This is a genomic window from Vibrio natriegens NBRC 15636 = ATCC 14048 = DSM 759, assembly GCF_035621455.1.
GTDB lineage: Bacteria > Pseudomonadota > Gammaproteobacteria > Enterobacterales > Vibrionaceae > Vibrio > Vibrio natriegens.
Map to the genome: position 1 here is coordinate 1,735,240 of NZ_CP141822.1, position 17,915 is coordinate 1,753,154.

Annotated in this window: 15 protein-coding genes; 7 read left to right on the forward strand and 8 right to left on the reverse strand. The window is 45.2% G+C overall.

Going from position 1 to position 17,915, the window contains the following annotated elements; all coding sequences use genetic code 11:
* Positions 1-35 precede the first annotated feature (35 nt).
* Together pgl and zwf are read right to left on the reverse strand one after the other, a co-directional pair.
* Positions 36-755 carry a 6-phosphogluconolactonase gene (gene pgl / locus VER99_RS07880; RefSeq protein WP_014231950.1) on the reverse strand — a complete coding sequence of 240 codons (720 nt, stop codon included), beginning with the start codon at positions 753-755 and terminating at the stop codon, positions 36-38.
* On the reverse strand, positions 752-2,254 hold the full coding sequence (gene zwf / locus VER99_RS07885) for a glucose-6-phosphate dehydrogenase (RefSeq protein WP_014231951.1): 1,503 nt from the start codon (positions 2,252-2,254) through the stop codon (positions 752-754). Before zwf ends, pgl begins: the two co-directional genes overlap by 4 nt.
* A 528-nt stretch (positions 2,255-2,782) precedes the next feature.
* Between zwf and VER99_RS07890 the strand changes: the two genes are divergently transcribed.
* The gene (locus VER99_RS07890) at positions 2,783-3,703 is read left to right on the forward strand and encodes an AraC family transcriptional regulator (RefSeq protein WP_024373078.1); all 921 of its coding nucleotides are present in this window, start codon (positions 2,783-2,785) and stop codon (positions 3,701-3,703) included.
* 120 nt (positions 3,704-3,823) lie between these two features.
* Positions 3,824-5,959, forward strand: a complete 2,136-nt coding sequence (locus VER99_RS07895) for a TonB-dependent siderophore receptor (protein ID WP_020336348.1) — start codon at positions 3,824-3,826, stop codon at positions 5,957-5,959.
* A gap of 83 nt (positions 5,960-6,042) precedes the next feature.
* Here VER99_RS07895 and VER99_RS07900 read toward each other — a convergent pair whose 3' ends face one another.
* Both VER99_RS07900 and VER99_RS07905 read right to left on the reverse strand, forming a co-directional pair.
* Positions 6,043-6,729, reverse strand: a complete 687-nt coding sequence (locus tag VER99_RS07900; protein WP_020336349.1) for a response regulator — start codon at positions 6,727-6,729, stop codon at positions 6,043-6,045.
* Positions 6,726-8,345 (reverse strand): ATP-binding protein, encoded by a 1,620-nt coding sequence (locus tag VER99_RS07905; RefSeq protein WP_020336350.1) that lies wholly within the window; start codon positions 8,343-8,345, stop codon positions 6,726-6,728. The genes VER99_RS07900 and VER99_RS07905 overlap by 4 nt, the downstream gene beginning before the upstream one ends.
* A 480-nt stretch (positions 8,346-8,825) precedes the next feature.
* On the opposite strand from VER99_RS07905, the gene VER99_RS07910 reads away from it, so the two are divergent.
* The 5 genes from VER99_RS07910 (at position 8,826) to VER99_RS07930 (ending at position 13,921) form a co-directional block, all read left to right on the forward strand.
* A complete protein-coding gene (locus tag VER99_RS07910) occupies positions 8,826-9,053 on the forward strand; it encodes a hypothetical protein (protein WP_014231956.1) in 228 nt (75 codons plus the stop codon).
* Positions 9,054-9,185: 132 nt separating this feature from the next.
* Positions 9,186-10,601 (forward strand): TolC family protein, encoded by a 1,416-nt coding sequence (locus VER99_RS07915; protein ID WP_020336351.1) that lies wholly within the window; start codon positions 9,186-9,188, stop codon positions 10,599-10,601.
* Between the two features lie 3 nt (positions 10,602-10,604).
* Positions 10,605-11,585 carry an HlyD family secretion protein gene (locus tag VER99_RS07920; RefSeq protein WP_020336352.1) on the forward strand — a complete coding sequence of 327 codons (981 nt, stop codon included), beginning with the start codon at positions 10,605-10,607 and terminating at the stop codon, positions 11,583-11,585.
* 21 nt (positions 11,586-11,606) lie between these two features.
* Positions 11,607-12,773, forward strand: coding sequence for an ABC transporter permease (locus tag VER99_RS07925; protein WP_020336353.1), 1,167 nt, complete (start codon positions 11,607-11,609; stop codon positions 12,771-12,773).
* Positions 12,770-13,921, forward strand: coding sequence for an ABC transporter permease (locus tag VER99_RS07930; protein ID WP_020336354.1), 1,152 nt, complete (start codon positions 12,770-12,772; stop codon positions 13,919-13,921). The genes VER99_RS07925 and VER99_RS07930 overlap by 4 nt, the downstream gene beginning before the upstream one ends.
* 144 nt (positions 13,922-14,065) lie before the next feature.
* Here VER99_RS07930 and VER99_RS07935 read toward each other — a convergent pair whose 3' ends face one another.
* The 4 genes from VER99_RS07935 to ectA form a co-directional block, all read right to left on the reverse strand.
* A complete protein-coding gene (locus VER99_RS07935) occupies positions 14,066-15,490 on the reverse strand; it encodes an aspartate kinase (RefSeq protein WP_014231961.1) in 1,425 nt (474 codons plus the stop codon).
* 90 nt (positions 15,491-15,580) lie between these two features.
* The gene (locus VER99_RS07940) at positions 15,581-15,967 is read right to left on the reverse strand and encodes an ectoine synthase (protein WP_020336355.1); all 387 of its coding nucleotides are present in this window, start codon (positions 15,965-15,967) and stop codon (positions 15,581-15,583) included.
* A 15-nt stretch (positions 15,968-15,982) separates the two neighbouring features.
* On the reverse strand, positions 15,983-17,248 hold the full coding sequence (gene ectB, locus VER99_RS07945; RefSeq protein ID WP_020336356.1) for a diaminobutyrate--2-oxoglutarate transaminase: 1,266 nt from the start codon (positions 17,246-17,248) through the stop codon (positions 15,983-15,985).
* 35 nt (positions 17,249-17,283) lie between these two features.
* A complete protein-coding gene (gene ectA, locus VER99_RS07950; protein ID WP_020336357.1) occupies positions 17,284-17,817 on the reverse strand; it encodes a diaminobutyrate acetyltransferase in 534 nt (177 codons plus the stop codon).
* Positions 17,818-17,915 lie beyond the last annotated feature (98 nt).

Below are 17,915 nucleotides of genomic sequence, written 5' to 3' on the forward strand. Positions count from 1 at the left end.
TGTTTCTCTCCAATTGTGTTCTATTGACGAGCAGCTTATTTAGCAATTTTTGCTGCTGCGTCTAAATCTAAATACCACTCAGTCAGGCCAGCTTTTGACTGTACCTTCGCTGCCGGATATGGCAATTCTTCTGCAGGTGAGTTGTTAATCTCTTCAACGATATCCGCTTTACCTGCGCCAAGTACCAAGTAACTGATGCGTTTTGCTGCTTCTAGAACGCGCGCTGTTTTCGACACGCGAAGCTGACCAGATTCAGGATGCGATGCAATGACAGACAAGTTTGTGTCGTCATAGTTGGTTTGGCCTGGGAACAGAGATGCCGTGTGACCGTCCGCACCAACGCCAAGCAAAATCCAATCAAATACTGGTGCACCGTGTAGAGATGGGATCGCATCCAGCATTTCTTTTGCAAATCGCTCAGCTTCAGCTTGTGGATCATCTTCACCACGGATGCGGTGGATGTTCTCAGCAGGTAAGTTTACCTGGCTAAAAAGAAGTGCGTTCGCTTCGCCATAGTTACTCTCTGCATCGTCAGGAGCAACACAACGCTCATCACCCCACCAGAAGTGCAGGTTTTGCCATTGAACTGACGTCGCGTAAGCATCCGATGCTAGAAGTTTAAACAGCATTTTTGGCGTGCTGCCACCTGAAAGCGAGATGTGAACAGGTCGGCCCATTTCGCTAAACGCTTTCATGTCGTTTGCTAGGCTTTCTACTACCTGTTCTGCTGTTTGATAGATCTTATGGTTGATCATAGTTCACAGTAGTCCGTATCTGTTAAGTTTTTACATGGGAAACGCCAAGCACGGTCATCGCGCTGTAGCAAGTCATCCGACTCTTTAGGGCCCCACGTACCACATGCGTATCCAAAGAGTGATTGCGGGTCTTGTTTGAAGTCCAGAATTGGCTGCACGTACTGCCAGCATGCTTCAACTGCGTCACTACGCGCAAACAATGTCGCGTCACCGTTTAGTGAGTCAAGCAGCAAGCGCTCGTAAGCCGTCAGCATTTGCGTTTCTTCTAGAGAAGTGTAGTGGAAGTTCATCTTCACTTCTTTGGCCTTAAAGCCTGCACCTGGCTCTTTTAAACCGAAACTCATCTGGATGCCTTCGTCTGGCTGAATACGGATGATCAGTTTGTTTTCTGGTGCATTTTGGCCAAACACTGGGTGTGGCGTCGCTTTAAAGTGGATAACCACTTCTGTTACGCGCGTTGGCAGTCGTTTACCTGTGCGCACGTAGAAAGGAACACCGTTCCAGCGCCAGTTATTGATGTGTGCTTTCAGGCCGATGTAAGTCTCTGTACGAGAGTCATCAGCGACGCCGTTTTCTTCACGGTAGCCCAGTAGGTGTTGACCACGAACATCAGATGCCGTGTACTGACCTAGAACAAGGTCATTACGAAGCGCTTCTTCATCCAGAGGTTTCAAACACTGAAGTACTTTTACGACTTCATCACGCATCGAATCAGCATTGATTTGTGCTGGCGGCTCCATACCCACCATTGCTAATACTTGTAGCAAGTGGTTTTGGAACATATCACGCACTGCGCCAGAGTTATCGTAGTAACCACCACGCTCCTCTACACCCAGGAATTCCGCACCTGTGATTTCGACGTAATCAATGAAGTTACGGTTCCACAGTGGCTCAAACATCGCATTTGAGAAACGGAAAACAAGCAGGTTTTGAACCGTTTCTTTACCTAAGTAATGGTCGATTCGGTAGATTTGATGCTCTTGGAAATGCTCGTGGATTTCTTTGTCCAGAATACGGGCTGATTCTAGATCGTAGCCGAAAGGCTTTTCGATGATCAGACGTTTCCAGCCATCTTCTTCGCTGTTTAGACCATGCGCTGCAAGACTTGCCGGGATCACGCTGTATAAGCTTGGAGGGGTCGCTAGATAGAAAAGCGTATTACGCTGCTCTAGCTTGTATTCGATGGCTAGTTGATCTAAACGAGTCACCAACTTGCCGTAATCTTGGGTGTCAGAGGTATTGATTGCTTGGTAGTGCAGATGGTTAATAAATGCATTAAGCGTTTCTGGCTCTGTTTTTTCCATCTCCTGAAGCGATTTCTTCAGCTTTTCACGATAAGATTCATCACTGTATTCAGTTCGACTTACGCCCAGAATCGCAAAGTTATCTGGAAGCTGCTTATTCGCATAAAGGTGGTATAAAGCAGGAATTAACTTACGGTATGTAAGGTCGCCTGAAGCACCAAAAATAACGATGCTGCTGTTTTCTGGTATTACCATCATCTTTCCCTTAAAAACGAGGTACTTATTGTGTGCCAGGATATGGCTCAAGGATTTGCCTACCCTATCAATGGCACTTCAAAATAGAAAATTGCTCTTACCTATTACGTTGATAGGTAAGTCAAATTAGGCCCAAAGAACCTCAATAAGTGATGCTCGTTTACCACTTCAAAGCACGACTTGCTGAGGTCATTTAGGTCAAGGAGCCCTCCGTCACTTAGGTTAAGGAGAGTCCGACACGGTGCAGTATTGTCTACGACAATTTGATTTACATCAACACTTGCCAGTGCAAACGTTTAAATAAGTTGCAGAAAAACGGTTAACTCATTGTATTTTATATATAAAAAATCTCTAGCCAGAACCACCCGCAATTTGAGTAAAAACTCAAAAGTGGGCAAAAATTATTCTTTTAATAATCAAAGCAGTAGTTACTTTGATCATGACACTTATCATTTACCTTTAATCATTGTTGATAATCATTCTCAATAATAGATAATATGGCGCATGTCTACCTACAACGATAACGCAATGAATGCTGGCGTAACCCGCACACACCCCATAAACCGTATTCAGAATGTGCTTGATTACATCCATAACAATTTGGAATTGCCTCTGAATGTTGATCACCTTTCGCAGCAAAGTTGTTGGTCCCGATGGCAATTACAACGAGTTTTTCAGCAACACACTGGAATGTCAGTGGCTCATTACGTTAGAGAACTAAAATTAAGCTACGCCGCTGAACGCCTGGTCAGTAGTTCTGAACGCTCGCTGGATATCGCGATGGATCTCGGCTTTACTTCAGAAAATGCCTTCAGCCGAGCTTTCAAACAGATGTTCTCTGTAAGCCCCAGAGAGTATCGCCAAAAACAGCAGTTGTCTGGCCTTAGGCAGCCTCTGAGTTTGGTGTTTGCCCCCGAAGCTTCAAGACTAGATGCTCACTTTGCCGATGTAAGAATTGAAACAAAACCGGCGTTTTACCTAAGAGGTGTTCACCAGTCCATCAATGGCCTGTTCTCCTCCGAGCCAGATTTTCAATGGATCGTGCCCAAACTATGGGACCGTCTTTTTTCAGTCAAAGATCATCTCTATCAAGATGCTTGTCTTGGCGTAATTGACGTGACGAATGCTCATGCAAGTTGTTCTCAACTGGAATATTGGGCGGGGTACCCATTCGAAAATGATCAAGTATTCAAGAGCAGTGATGAGACTTTTTCTCCGTTGGATTCTTTGTTTGTCCCGCAACAAAGCTACGCCGTTATAACTCACAATGGCAAAGCTTCCAAGTTAGCGCAGACCCTGGAATGGTTTATCCTTCACTGGCTGCCGAACTCAAACTACCGTGGTATCGACGGGTACGAACTGGAAATTTATCCCAGAGACTACCAACCTGAAAGTGAAGACGCTCAAATGCAATACTGGCTCCCGGTAAAACCCTCAGATTCAAAGTAAAGATTTGCTGCAACACGCAGTGACAACGCTATCTTTGCACCAAATTGTTAACTTTTCTCTTTCCCCTGCCTATAGAATACAAATAACAATCATTATCAAATAAAAAGTAGTGGAATAGATATGAAATGCCCAGCCCGATTTCAACGCTCAGCCCTCGCTGCCGTTGTTTCTGCACTTGTCTCTGGCTCTGTCATCGCCGATGAAAGCCAATCACAATACGAGACCATCACCGTACTTGGCGAAACTTACCGCAATACCGCAACAAAAACGGCACTAGCACCAGAAGAAACGCCTCAGGCAATAACCATACTTACCAAAGAAGAAATGGATGTACGTGGTGTCAGTACCATCAGTGAGGCGTTGCGTTACGCGTCCGGTGTCAATACTGAACTGCGCGGCGGGGCCGTTTCTCGCCTCGATCTGTTTAATATTCGTGGTTTCATTAACTACACCAATTTTTACGATGGTCTTCCCCTACTCTTTAATGGCTGGAACCTTCAGCCACAAATTGATGCCGTGGCATTGGAGCAGATTGAGGTTTTCAAAGGGCCAACGTCGGTTCTGTATGGAAACATCCCGCCAGGTGGCATGGTGAATATCATTGCTAAAACGCCACAGTCCGAACCTGAAAATAGTCTCGCCATAAGAACTGGTTCTAATAATCTAAAAGAGGTGAGTTTCGACACAACTGGACAGTTAGGCGACTCTGGCGTGGATTATCGCTTGGTCGGCTTGGCAAAACAGCAGGACGGACAGGCCGAGACTTCAGAGGATGAGCGCTACGTTCTCGCTCCTTCATTCAACTGGCAAGCGACCGAGAACACTCTGGTGAATGTAAATGTCTACTATCAGAACGACCCTTCTGCGGGAATATATACCACAGTGCCAGCAGCGGGTTCGGCGTCGAATAACCCACTCGGCTCAATGTCTTCGAACACTTATTTAGGCGATGAAAACTGGAACACATACGAACGTGAAGTTCTTATGCTGGGATATAAAATTCAGCATGACTTCAACCATAGCTGGCAGTTTTTGCAAAATGCTCGCTACATGACAGCGAACGCGTATCAGGAAAACACCTATAACAGTGCCCTCGCTGCTGATAACCGCACCGTTGGACGTAACGCCTACCTCACCGATGAAGAATCAATGTCATTTGTTGTCGACAACCAATTGTCAGGTTTTATCAAGGCTGGCAACTGGGAACATAACCTGCTTTTTGGTTTGGACTATCAATACTTAGACTCGGATGTGAAGTACAAAGATACGCTCGACTACTCGTTGACACAGGACATTTTTAATCCTGACCACAATCAAATTGATAGGAATGCTCTGAATTTCCAGTATCAACAAAACCTTGATATTCAGACCAAGCAGATTGGTGTCTATTTCCAGAACCAAGCGCGTTACGACAAACTAGTAATGATTGCTGGTCTACGTTGGGATAAGTACGAGTCAGATACGGATACCACCAGTGATTACCTTGGTTCTATCTCCAACAGCAAAGAAAAGCTGGATGACACCAATGTTGCTTTCCGCGTAGGCGCACTGTACGAACTTGATTTCGGAATGTCACCTTACCTGACCTACTCCGAAAGTTTCGAACCGATTGCCGGAGCAGATGCGAATGGCAATGCATTTGAGCCTTCAACAGGGCATCAATGGGAGCTGGGCTTTAAATATGCACCATGGGGAAGTAACATTTCGGGCAACTTAGCGCTCTTTCATATCACCAAGAAAAATACTATCTTGAACGACCCGAACAACCCTTATGCGCCAAATTATCAAGCGGGTGAAGTCGTCTCTCAAGGTGCCGAGTTAGAGGCAAAATGGCAGGCAACGCAACAAGCAGACGTAACGCTTAATTACACCTACATTGACATGGAGATCACCGAAGACAGTTATTACGGTCAAGAAGGTAAAACTCCCGTCTGGGTGCCAGAGCAAATGGCATCGCTGTGGGCGAATTACTACTTTGAAGGCGCGTTGTCCGGGCTGCAAACCAGCGCAGGCGTTCGCTATGTTGGAGAATCGCAAATGGACGCACAGAATAGTGAGCAAGTTGCGGATTATACACTGGTAGATGTATCGGCAAGCTACGACTTCTCTTCTGTGTCTAAATCACTTGAAGGTGCCGCGGTTACGCTGTCTGCATCGAACCTGTTTGATAAAGAGTACTACTCTTGCTACGACAAAAGTAACTGCTGGTTTGGCGCAGAGCGCTCTGTTGAAGCCAAGTTAGAGTACAAGTTTTAGTTCTCTGGCAAGGTTTCAACTTTGAAATAAAAAACGGTGGCTTGAATGCCACCGTTTTTGAAGATCTAACTGGCCAGAATAGGTTACCTTGTCACTTTCTTATAACAGCGCTCAGGACGCCCCACTGTGCCGTAATTTAAATCCGCCTCTAATTCACCAGAGCTAATTAAGTATTCCAGGTATCGTCTTGCCGTGGTTCGACTGGCTCCGATTTTTTCTCCAGCCTCATCCGCAGTGAGCATTTCTTCACCCGGAAACAAGTCTCGGATTTTATCCAGCGTCACACTATCAATCCCTTTTGGCAGACGTTTTGCGCCTGTGTCAGCAATATTGTTCGACTGAAACATCTTATCAACCTGACTCTGATCCAGGCTGCCAGCGATATCAAAACGCTCACGCTGCGCAAGATACTTTTTCAGTGCTACCTCTAACCTCGGAAACATAATCGGCTTAAGCAGGTAGTCAACAACACCACCACGCATGGCTGTTTGCAGCGTATCAACATCCCTCGCAGCGGTAATCAAAATGACGTCGCAAGTTTGATTTTTAGCACGTAACGTATTGAGGATCTCCAGCCCTGTCCCATCGGGTAGATACACATCCATCAGCAGTAAATCGGGGTTGAGTATCTCCAATTGCATTTCTGCTTCCATTCGCGTTGTAGCTATGCCCACCACCTCTAAGCCGGACAATTGGCTGAGGTATTTATGGTGGAGTTCTGCAATAGCGAGATCATCTTCGATGATCATGACACGCGTTGCCGTCTTCATATTTGTTCTTCCTTAGGCAAATACACGGTTATTCTCGTTCCATATTGCGTATTCGGCAGCATCTCAACATGACCGTGATAGCGTGTGGCGAGTTGATTGACCAAGTGCAACCCCACACCGCGATTATGGAGTGCTTTTGTTGAAATGCCCTTTTTGAAAAGTGTTTGTGGTTCAATGTCTTCTGGCAGCCCACAGCCCTGATCGCTGACTTCCATGATCACTTCGTTACCGTAGTCACTCAGCGATACCTCGATGTCACGTCGTTCAATCGCCACCGTCGACTCTTCACGAATCGTCGATAACGTCGCATCAAAAGCGTTGTCAATTAAGTTACCCAAAATGGTCACCAAATCCTCTGCGTTCAACCATTCAGGTAGCGGCTCTAAGCGGCTCCCTTCTTCCACAACCAGGTTTAAACCAAGCTCACGAGCACGTTCTGTTTTTCCCAACAACATACCCGCAATCAGAGGATCTTTTATCGTGTCCCGCAAAAACTCGATCATCGCTTGATAATGTGCGGTTTCTTGCCCTATCAGTTTTTGCACCGCATCAAGCTCCCCCATTTGGACAAGCCCGCTAATAGTGTTGAGCTTGTTTCTGTGCTCATGTGTCTGCGAACGTAACAGTTCCGCGTATTCCTTTGTCTGAGATAACTGTTCTGTTAGCTCACTGATCTCGTCACGTAAGCGAAAACTGGATACCGCACCCACGACTTTTCCATCAACGTATATTGGGGAACGATTGGCAATTAAGCGTTTGTGATTGAGGTAAATTTCAATGTCGTGATCTTCTTGACCCGTTTCAAGCACGGTATATAAATCGCTATCACGTAATGTGTCTGTTAACGGTTTATTAAGCGCCGTTTCTCTGTCTATTCCCAATATCTGACACGCGCTGCGGTTTATTGAACGAAGGACGCCTTGAGAATCAATGCTTAAAATCCCTTCTTTAATGGTCCCCATCGTGACTTCGAGCTCACCATACAAACGGCCAATTTCTTCAGGTTCAAAGCCCAGGATGGCACGTTGAAACTTTCTTGAGGCATAGTTAGAAACCACCGCATTTGCGATAACCACGATAATTACCATCAGAATTAAGAAAGTTAAGAATGGCTCGATGCGGTCTTGTAAACGTTCAAGCAAATAACCTACCGACACGACCCCAATGACTTGGCCTTTATCGTCAAATATCGCGGCTTTGCCTCGAATGGAGTAACCCAATGAACCCTTCGCTGTCGATATATATGACTTGCCTTCATCGAGCGCTCGCTGATTATCACCGCCTTTCATTGGCTTTCCTATCCGCTCATCGATAGGGTGAATCACACGTACCCCATTTCGGTCGCCAATGACAATAAATGCCGCACCGATAGCTTGAGTCAGCTCGCGAAAACGTTCTTGATAACGTTGTGGATCATCACTCTCAATGATTTCACGCACGATCTCGGAGTTTGCTAAAAACTGAGCAATACCGAGCGCTTTCTCACCCATTTCCTGCTCTTGATTGACTTTCAGGTACGTAACCCCTGCAGCGACAAGGAGCAGTAACTCAATGAGACCAGAAAGTGTCATAATAATGAGCATTCGCTTACGAAAGCTAATGGTGCTCCAACTCATTATTTACTCCTCATCAACACCTTCCAAGCCACATAAGTTAACATTGAGTTAACAGTCAGGCTGTTATCAGATAGCAAATCTGTGAACAACACAAACAAACAGCAAAGTTTGTGCTCAAATAATAGACGGCATGAAAGCGTTAAAGACAATCATTCACCAAAAAATGGGGAATTACCTTATATTCAACAGCATACATAGCACTTACTCGGAAACATGAATTCGATCACGCCAATTTAGGCGATTTTTAAAGCGCCCTTAGGTTTTCAAGCGTATAATTTTTAGTCAGGGAGGCCGAACAGAGCCTCTCACTTATAAAGCAGTGAAACCGGAAGTCTATAAAGAGCTCAACATCATTGTCAGTAAATTCGAATAAAAAACTAATAAAAAGAAATACTGCGATATGACAAATAGTTAGACACCCTCTGAGTACTAAAAAACCATAAACAGAGGTGTATTTATAGTTAGAAGGAACACTTAAAAATGGAACGTGATAATTTTGGAATTTGTCTTAATAAGGCCATGTTGTCAGAAAATATGTATTCAACTTTCACGCATGTCCGTGCTTATGAGAAAAATGGAGGTAGCGCGTCAGAACTTAAAGTGCTGCTGTCATTCCCTCAGATGAGTGGAAAGGATCTATTGAATACAATGTGTGGCTCTCGCCAGTTAGAGTGGAGAGCAGAGTTCCACTGCCCGTACCAAAAATAAAGTTATACTAAGTTGGCGTCTGGTAAGCATTAACCGGACGCCGTTGTAGCCCGCTTTTCTCGCTTTAACCACTTAACATCGAACGATTATTCCTCTATATTAGAGCTAATACTCTATAACAAAGCAGCCACTATGAAACCAACTGGAAAGTTTTGGGTACTTACTCTCATCAGTAGCTCGATTTCTTTCGCCTGTCATTCCACTCCTATTACCCTAGATAGTGCATGGCAATTGCTATTAGAAAACAACTATTCTCTGAAAGCACAACGCTCAAATGTTGAAAGTTATCAATATCAGGAGAAAGCAACAGGCAACCTTAATTTGCCGCAAGTTTCTCTTGGCGCAAACTACACTCGCTTGGATACCGACATCACCCTTTCTGGCAAGCAGATTTTCGACAGCACAGGTGCTGAGATCGCGGTTCCGCCTGCCTTTCAAAACATTCTGGGTACGCTAGCGAACACCACGTCGACCATTACTGAGCGTGATATTTTCTCTTCTTCTATTCGCGCGATCTGGCCTATTTTTACTGGCGGTCGTATTTCTGCCGCGCAGACTGCCGCCGAAGGGAAAACCGATGAAGCAAAAAGCCAACTCGCGATGGAACAACAAGCGCGTTTTGAAGATCTGTCGAAGTACTATTTTTCAGTTGTGCTGGCAAAAGAAGTGCTGGCGACTCGTCAAGCCGTAGAAAAAGGGCTGAGAAAACACCGCGACTTCGCGATTAAACTGGAAGAGCAAGGACAAATTGCCCGAGTAGAACGCTTGCAAGCTGAAGCGTCATTAGATAAAGCCTCGGTTGAAACTCGTAAAGCCTTGAGTGATCTCACCATTGCTGAAGCAGCATTGGGAAAAATTCTCGCCCAAGAGCAATCTGTTGAGCCAGCAGAAACGTTATTTATCAACACGAGCCTTCCGCCACTCAATGCCTTTATTGAGCAGACATTACACACCTACCCTGGTTTGGATCTTCTCGATGCTAAAGACAAACAAGCACGAAGTTTAATCAAAGCGGAAAAAGGTAAGTACTATCCCGAAGTCTTTTTATACGGTGACTACACCTTATATGAAGACGACTCTCTCGCAAGCCAAATGAAACCCGATTGGTTGGTCGGCGTTGGCGTGAGTGTCCCATTGATAGAATCAACTGGCCGAAGTGAAAAGACCAAAGCGGCGCAAAGTATGGTTTCGCAAGTCGACGCATTGAAATCTCAGGCGAAACAAGACTTATCACTATTAGTTCAGAAAACCTATCTGGAAGCTCAACAAGCGATTGATGAAGTGCAAGGGCTAGAATCCAGTATCGCGCTTGCAAACGAAAATCTGCTTCTGCGTGAAAAAGCGTTTACCCAAGGCCTGTCTTCTTCGCTCGATGTTGTTGATGCGCAGCTTTATGTCGCCAATATAGAAACGCAACGTTCGGCAGCGAGATTCCGCTACCTAATCTCTTTAACCAAGTTATTGGCATTAAGTAGTGAAATCGATAGTTTCCAACAATATAAAAACACCGCCTATACCCCAGCTTTACCGTCTAAAGAGGTGCGATAAACCATGGCAGCAAAATCATTAAAACCCATTTTATTATCACTTTGCGCTGTAGGTGTTACCGCCTGGGTTGGCTTTCAGTTTTATAGGGCTTATCAGCCAGATCCGGTTCGTCTTCAAGGCATGATTGAGGCACAGCAATACAGCATTTCCTCAAAGGTGCCGGGTCGTATTGATCAAGTCATGGTCCGTAAAGGAGATGATGTTGAAAAAGGCCAGCTAATTTTCACGCTACACAGTCCAGAAATCGCAGCAAAATTAGAACAAGCCAAAGCGGGTGAGAAAGCGGCAGATGCCTTGGCCCAAGAGGCAGAAAAAGGGGCTCGTGAACAGCAGATCCAAGCCGCTAAAGATCAATGGTTAAAAGCGCAAGCCGCTGCTAATCTCATGGAAAAAACCTATAACCGAGTTAATAACCTGTACCGAGATGGTGTCGTTGCTGAACAGAAACGCGACGAGGCATTAACTCAATGGCAGGCAGCTAAATACACAGAAAGCGCGGCTTTCCAAATGTATGAGATGGCGAAAGAAGGCGCTCGCAGTGAAACCAAAGTCGCTGCAGCAGAAAAAGCACGCATGGCGTCTGGCGCGGTTGCTGAAGTAGAAGCTTACGCCAAAGACACCCAAATACACAGCTGGTTTAATGGCGAAGTGTCTCAGGTTCTACTGCAAAGTGGAGAACTTGCACCACAAGGTTTTCCTGTCGTTACGGTTATCGATACACAAGACGCGTGGGCAACGCTGAATGTGCGTGAAGATCTTCTGAAGTATTTCAATGAAGGGACAACCTTTCAGGCTTACTTACCCGCTTTGGATAAGAAAGTAGAATTTAAAGTCACGCATGTTGCGGTAATGGGCGACTTCGCGACTTGGCGTGCAACGGATGCGGCTCAAGGGTTTGATTTACGTACTTTTGAAGTCGAAGCGAGACCAGTCCAGCAAGAGTCTGACTTGCGTATGGGCATGAGTGTTGTAGTTGAACTCTGAACACGGCCTTAGGTTAACGTTATGACGATTCAGATTTCACAACGCCATATAGTACGACGCGATAAATGGTTGGCATCCTGCCTTACTTGGGTGCCCATTCTGCTTGCTCTGACGATTTGGGGAGTCTTTTCTGCTGGTATCGCACGTGATTTGCCCATCGGTATCGTGGACATGCAGCACTCACAGCTTTCACGTAAGCTGATCCAGTCCTTAGATGCGTCTTCGACTTTGTCCGTGGATTACCATTACGCCAGTACCACCGAGGCGAAAAATGCCATGATCGAAGGTGACATTTACGCTTATGCCGTGATCCCGCCAAAGTTTGATCAGGACATACTTCAGCACCGTCAGCCTCAGCTGTCTGTTTTCTTCAACAGCCAATATATTCTGGTAGCGAAGTTAATAAACTCGGCCGTTGCACAAGCGCAAGGCTATTTTGATGCTCAGGTGCAAACCATGGGTAATCTCGCCAAAGGCAATACCACTTCGCTTGCCACTATCGGGCAGGCCGTGCCTGTTTCGACACAAATTACTGCGCTTTTTAATCGCAATACCAACTATGCACAATTTCTGGTTACGGCTATCGTGCCCGCTATTTGGCAGATTTGCATCGTAGTAAGTACGATTTTAATTCTTGCTGCTCATTTTCGTATTTATGGAGGTAAAAATAGGTTCGAGTTTCTCGGCGAAAAACCTTGCTTACGACTGGCGTCAATTCTAAGCCATTACATTCCAGTATTTATGATCCAAGGTGCTCTATACCTCTACTGGTTTTATACTCTGCTGAACTGGCCAATGGAAGGCAGCGTAGTAGTTATATTACTGGCACAGCTGGTGACGATTATCGCCTGTATTATTATGGGTGCCCTGTTTTTCTTTCTGTCTATGGATCCCGCTCGCGCGATGAGTTTCGCTGGTGCGTTTACTGCGCCAAGTTTTGCCTTTATGGGCATTACTTTTCCAGTCACAGACATGAGCACGCTTGCTACGGCTTGGCGTTCGCTATTGCCAATCAGCCACTACATTGAAGTTCAAGTAGGTCAGGCAAGCTACGGAGCGTCAGCAGCTCAATCACTAAGTTCACTTTGGACAATGATCGGTTACACCGTACCGTTGCTACTCACTGCTGCGTTAATCCACAAACACCGAAATGCCACAAGCCTTAATCATAGTCAGGAGAGCGCATGACACTCTGGCAACTGATTAAAGCGGAAATTCGCTCAGTTTTTACCAACCCGGTCGTCACACTAACCGTCTTTGGTGGTGTGATATTTTATTCATTCCTATACCCACTGCCCTATACCCAGCAAACCCCACGGGAGCAGCCGATTGCAGTTGTTAATTTGGATGACAGCCAGACCAGTCTGAAATTAGAGCGTATGGTGGATGCGACACCTCAGGTAAAAATTGTATCCAGGCTACATACCATCGAAGACGCCAAACAAGCCTTTTTGAACCGCGATATCACCGGTTTTTTAGTCATTCCTGAGCACTTCTATAAAGATTTGATGCTAGGTAAAAGCCCAACTCTTGCCTATGCCGCGGACGCTTCTTACTTTTTGGTGTATGGCACAGTCGTAGAAGGTTTGGCACAAGCTGGCGGGACGCTAGGTGCGCAGGTAAAAGTCAGTAAGCTAGTGATTGAAGGTGTGCCTTTGAGTATGGCCAGCCACAACTACTCGGCGATAAAACTAAATATGAAACCGACCTTTAACCCCACCATGGGTTATATCGAATACGTAGTACCCGCGGTGTTCGTCCTGATTCTACAACAAACGTTGATCATGGCGGTTGGGTTGCAAACGGGATCACAGCGACATGGTCGAGGTTACTGGTCACAAGTTACAACGACCTCATTGTTGTTTGTGCGAACGCTTATCTTTGTCGCGATTTATTTCCTGCTTAGTACGTATTATTTTGGTGCCAGCTTTGAAAGGTTAAGCGTTAATCACATCGCTCAGGCAACTGAACTGCTTTCCTTGCTGGTTCCGTTTCTGTTGAGCTGCTGTGGTTTGGGTTTTTGGCTCGGTTACCTTTTACCACGCAGAGAACTGGTCACCTTAGTCGTATTGGTCAGCTCAATGCCACTTATCTTCCTTGCCGGTTTCATTTGGCCAGTAGAATCCATTCCGGCTCCCCTGCTTTGGGTTGCTGATTTAAGCCCGAGTACTTGGGCGATTAAGGGCTTTCTCGCCTTAAATCAAATGGGCGCAACATGGCAACAAGTGGCTAAACACTGGACTGCCCTTTGGCTGCTAACCGTGTTCTGGGGCGGTATCGCGTATTGGATAGCCAGACGCCACTCAAATCCTGTCGTGACAGAAAGTGTAAGCTAAAGAACGGATAAGCATACGCACACAGCCCGTGTGTTATCGTCCAAATAAGCCGCTTTTCATTGCCGAAATAAACACAGTAAAGCCACAAACAACAAAGGAGCCTAGAAAGGCTCCCTTTGTATCACGTCTTGTTGTGTAATTGACTTACGCAACGTCTTCTATCGACTCAGCATTCTCAACCGGTTCGAAGAACTCATCGTGCAGTGCACAAATTGCTCGCTGATACTCTTTATCACCCACAACGAATTGTACATTAACATTTCGTAATGATGAGTGCAGAGCCACTGGCGTCACACCACTATTCATCAGTGCCAATACACCTTTCGCCAAGGTTTTGTTGGTGTCAATCTGAGAACCAATCGCTGAGATCAACGCTACCATACGGCCTTTAATTGATGCTTTCGGGTAACATTTTTCCGCTTTATACAGAACTTTGTTTAAGCTGTCTGCATTACCGCCCAGGTAGTAAGTAATCGAGTTGGCGTTCATTTCTTTACCAACCAATGTCACGTGTGCATCTGAGATGATTTCCATCAGCTCGTAACTCACGTTATCTACTTTACCAACCATCGCTTGGTCAAAAAGATGCAACGCAAACACTTTCTGCTTACCCGCGATGATCTCCACTTTGTCTTCCTCTGGACGGTAACCAGAAGAAATCAAAGTACCTTCATGTTCAGGTTCAAATGTGTTTTTAATCTGCAGTTCGATACCACTTTCGCGCAAACCCGCTGCTGCGTTAGGGTGAATAGCTTCCATTCCCAGGTTAGCCAGCTGGTCAGCCACATCGTAGTTCGTGCTGCCAATTGGCAATACTTTCTCAGGACCAACAACACGTGGGTCAGCAGAACTTAAGTGATATTCCTTGTGGATTATCGCTAAATTCGCTTTCGTGATCGAAGCAACTCGGCTGAAAGTCATCTCACTGTAGCCTCGGTCATACGTATGCATAAGACCTTCTTTACAATATGCATAACCCGTCACGATAGGTAGTTCTTTTGATACATCGATATCAGCAAAAGCTTCACTGATTGATTCATCAAGACTCTTCGGCTCGGTTGTATCCCAACCTGACAAGTCGACAAACTTAGCGTTAATGCCCATGTTTTTCAGTTTCAACGCGGTGTTATAAGCACTGTGCGCTTCACCAATTGAAGAAAGAAACTCACGGATTTGAGGCAAGTAGTGACGCAGTGAAAACTGGCCGTACTGGCACGTTTCTAAAATATTAGCGATACAGTTTTTCGCTTCTGAAATGCGTGAACGAATAAACTTATCCGCTCGCATTCGATTCATTGGATCGGCGAAAATATTCTCGTTTGTCAGCAACATACGATTCTCTACGTATGCCAACGCTTCTTCCCACGAGTCATCACGCTTAGCAACCAGTTGGTATACGCCCGCTTTACTGGTTTTTTTACATTCTAATAGCGCGTCAGTCATACCACCGTACGCCGATACAACAAATACTCGGTTGTATGGTGTCTTGGGACGAAGAATAATATTGTCTAGAACAGCATCAAATGCTGTCATTGAAGTACCGCCGATTTTTTCTACGGTAAAAGTCATGTTAAGCCTTTTTTGATTGGTAACTTAAAAAATAAAGAAGAGAGAATTGAAATGTGAGGTGGAAGCCCACCTCACAGTGACTATTTAGTTTTAGTCAACAAGAGGGTACACGCCGTTCTCATCGTGTACTTCCGCACCTGTGATAGGTGGGTTGAATACGCACGCCATTACCATTTCTTTGTTTTTATATGCTCTTAGGTAGTGCTCGTCGTTTTTATCCAGAATGTACAGTGTACCTGGTTTGATTGGATAGGTTTCACCACCTACCACTTCAATCTCGCCTTCACCACTCATACAGAAAACTGACTCTAAGTGGTTTTTGTAGTGGATGTGCGTTTCCGTACCTTCGTAGATAGTTGTGATATGGAAAGAGAAGCCCATCTTGTCGTCTTTCAACAACATACGGACACTTTCCCAAGTATCTGAAACTACACGTCGCTCACTGTTGCGACACTCTTCGAGTGTTCTAACGATCATTATTAATTTTCCTTATTAAGATGCTTGTTTGAAGTGTTTTGCAGCGATAGTTTCTACTGCATTTTCAAAAATGCTTAGTCCTTGATCGAGCTCTGATTCGCTGATGGTTAAAGGACAGAAGAATTTAACCACTTCGTCGTCTGGACCAGCAGTCTCGATGACCATGCCGCTGTCAAAACACGATTTAGCAATTTCTGATGCCAGGTCACCACTGTTACACTCGATACCAACCATCATGCCGCGACCTTTTTGCTTCACGAACATTTGTGGGAATCGACGTACACAACGCTCAATAACGCTACTTACACGCTCTGAACACTGCTTGATGTGCGTTTCAAAGTCTTCGTTAGCCCAGTAGATTTCCAGCGCTTTAGCGGCAGTAATAAATGCGTGGTTGTTGCCACGGAATGTACCGTTGTGCTCACCTGGTTTCCATTGGTCAAGCTCTGGTTTCAGAAGCACAACCGCCATTGGTAAACCGTAACCACCAATAGATTTCGACAAGGTTACGATGTCTGGCTGAATGCCTGATGGCTCAAAACTAAAGAACGTACCCGTACGTCCACAACCAGCCTGTATATCATCGACAATCATAAGAATGTCGTTTGCTTTACAAATTTTGCTTAGACGTTGTAACCACTCGTTTGAAGCGGCATTCAAGCCACCCTCACCCTGTACTGTTTCAAGAAGTACAGCGGCAGGCTTGTCCATACCAGCAGAATTGTCGTTAAGCATGGTTTCAAACAGAGCCAAACCATCCACGCCTGCGTAACCTTCGAAAGGAATACGAGACACGTTGTGAAGGCTAGAACCATTGCCTTGTCTATGATGCTGGTTACCAGTTGCCGCCAATGCGCCGGCTGTACAGCCGTGAAAACCATTGGTGAAAGCGACGATGCTGCTGCGGCCCGTTACTTTTTTAGCCAGCTTAAGTGCTGCCTCAACGGCGTTAGTACCAGTAGGCCCAGTGAACTGCACTTTGTAGTCCAGTTTTCTTGGCTTAAGAATGTAGTTGTCTAGCGCTTCAAGAAACGTTGCTTTCGCTTCTGAGTGCATGTCTAGACCATGTGTAATACCGTCCATTTCAATGTACTCAAGTAATGCTTGCTTAAGTACAGGGTTGTTATGGCCGTAATTTAGAGATCCCGCTCCAGCAAGGAAGTCTAAATAGCGTTCGCCCTGTTCTGTTTCCAGCCAGCAGCCTTTCGCTTTACGAAATACGACTGGAAAGTTGTTTGAATATGAGCGTACGTTGGATTCCTGCTTTTTGAAAATATCCATGATGAGACCGTTTTTTAATTCCTATTGTTAGGGGATTATTTTAGGGGAATTCGATACAAGTACTCTGTATCGTGTTTGCCTTTAAAGTGAGCTTTTTCATCCAAAAATGTGCTTACTTGGCCTGAATTGCCGTTCATCGCATCTAACTTTTTGAATAAAGCCCAAGAAGCTTTGTTGTCTTCCGTGATAGTCGTTTCTACCATCTTCACGTTACTTAGACCTTCTCTGGTCAGAAGCTCTTTTAACATGCGAAACGCTAAACCGTGTCCTCTGTAACGAGGTGACACTGCAACCTGCCAGACAAATAACACTTCTTGTTCGTCTGGTTTCTGATAACCCGATATGAAACCAGCGATATCGTTATTGCACTCAACCAGAATACTGGTCTTGCTGAAATGTGTTGACTGAAGGAAATTGCAATAAGAAGAATTCATATCCAACGGCGGACAGTCTGCAATTAAGCTGTAAATGTCGTCACCGTCAGAAATCTTAGGTTCACGAAAAATCCATTTGGTTCTTGTTTCCTCTTTAATTTCTGGATAGAGGACCCAAGGTGCTGATGTGATCATGTGAAAATTCATATCCTTTGAGGTCTAATTAAATTCGCTATTATTATGGGCATCCCTCACCACCAAAAATCAAATATTCGCGGATTATAACCTGATAA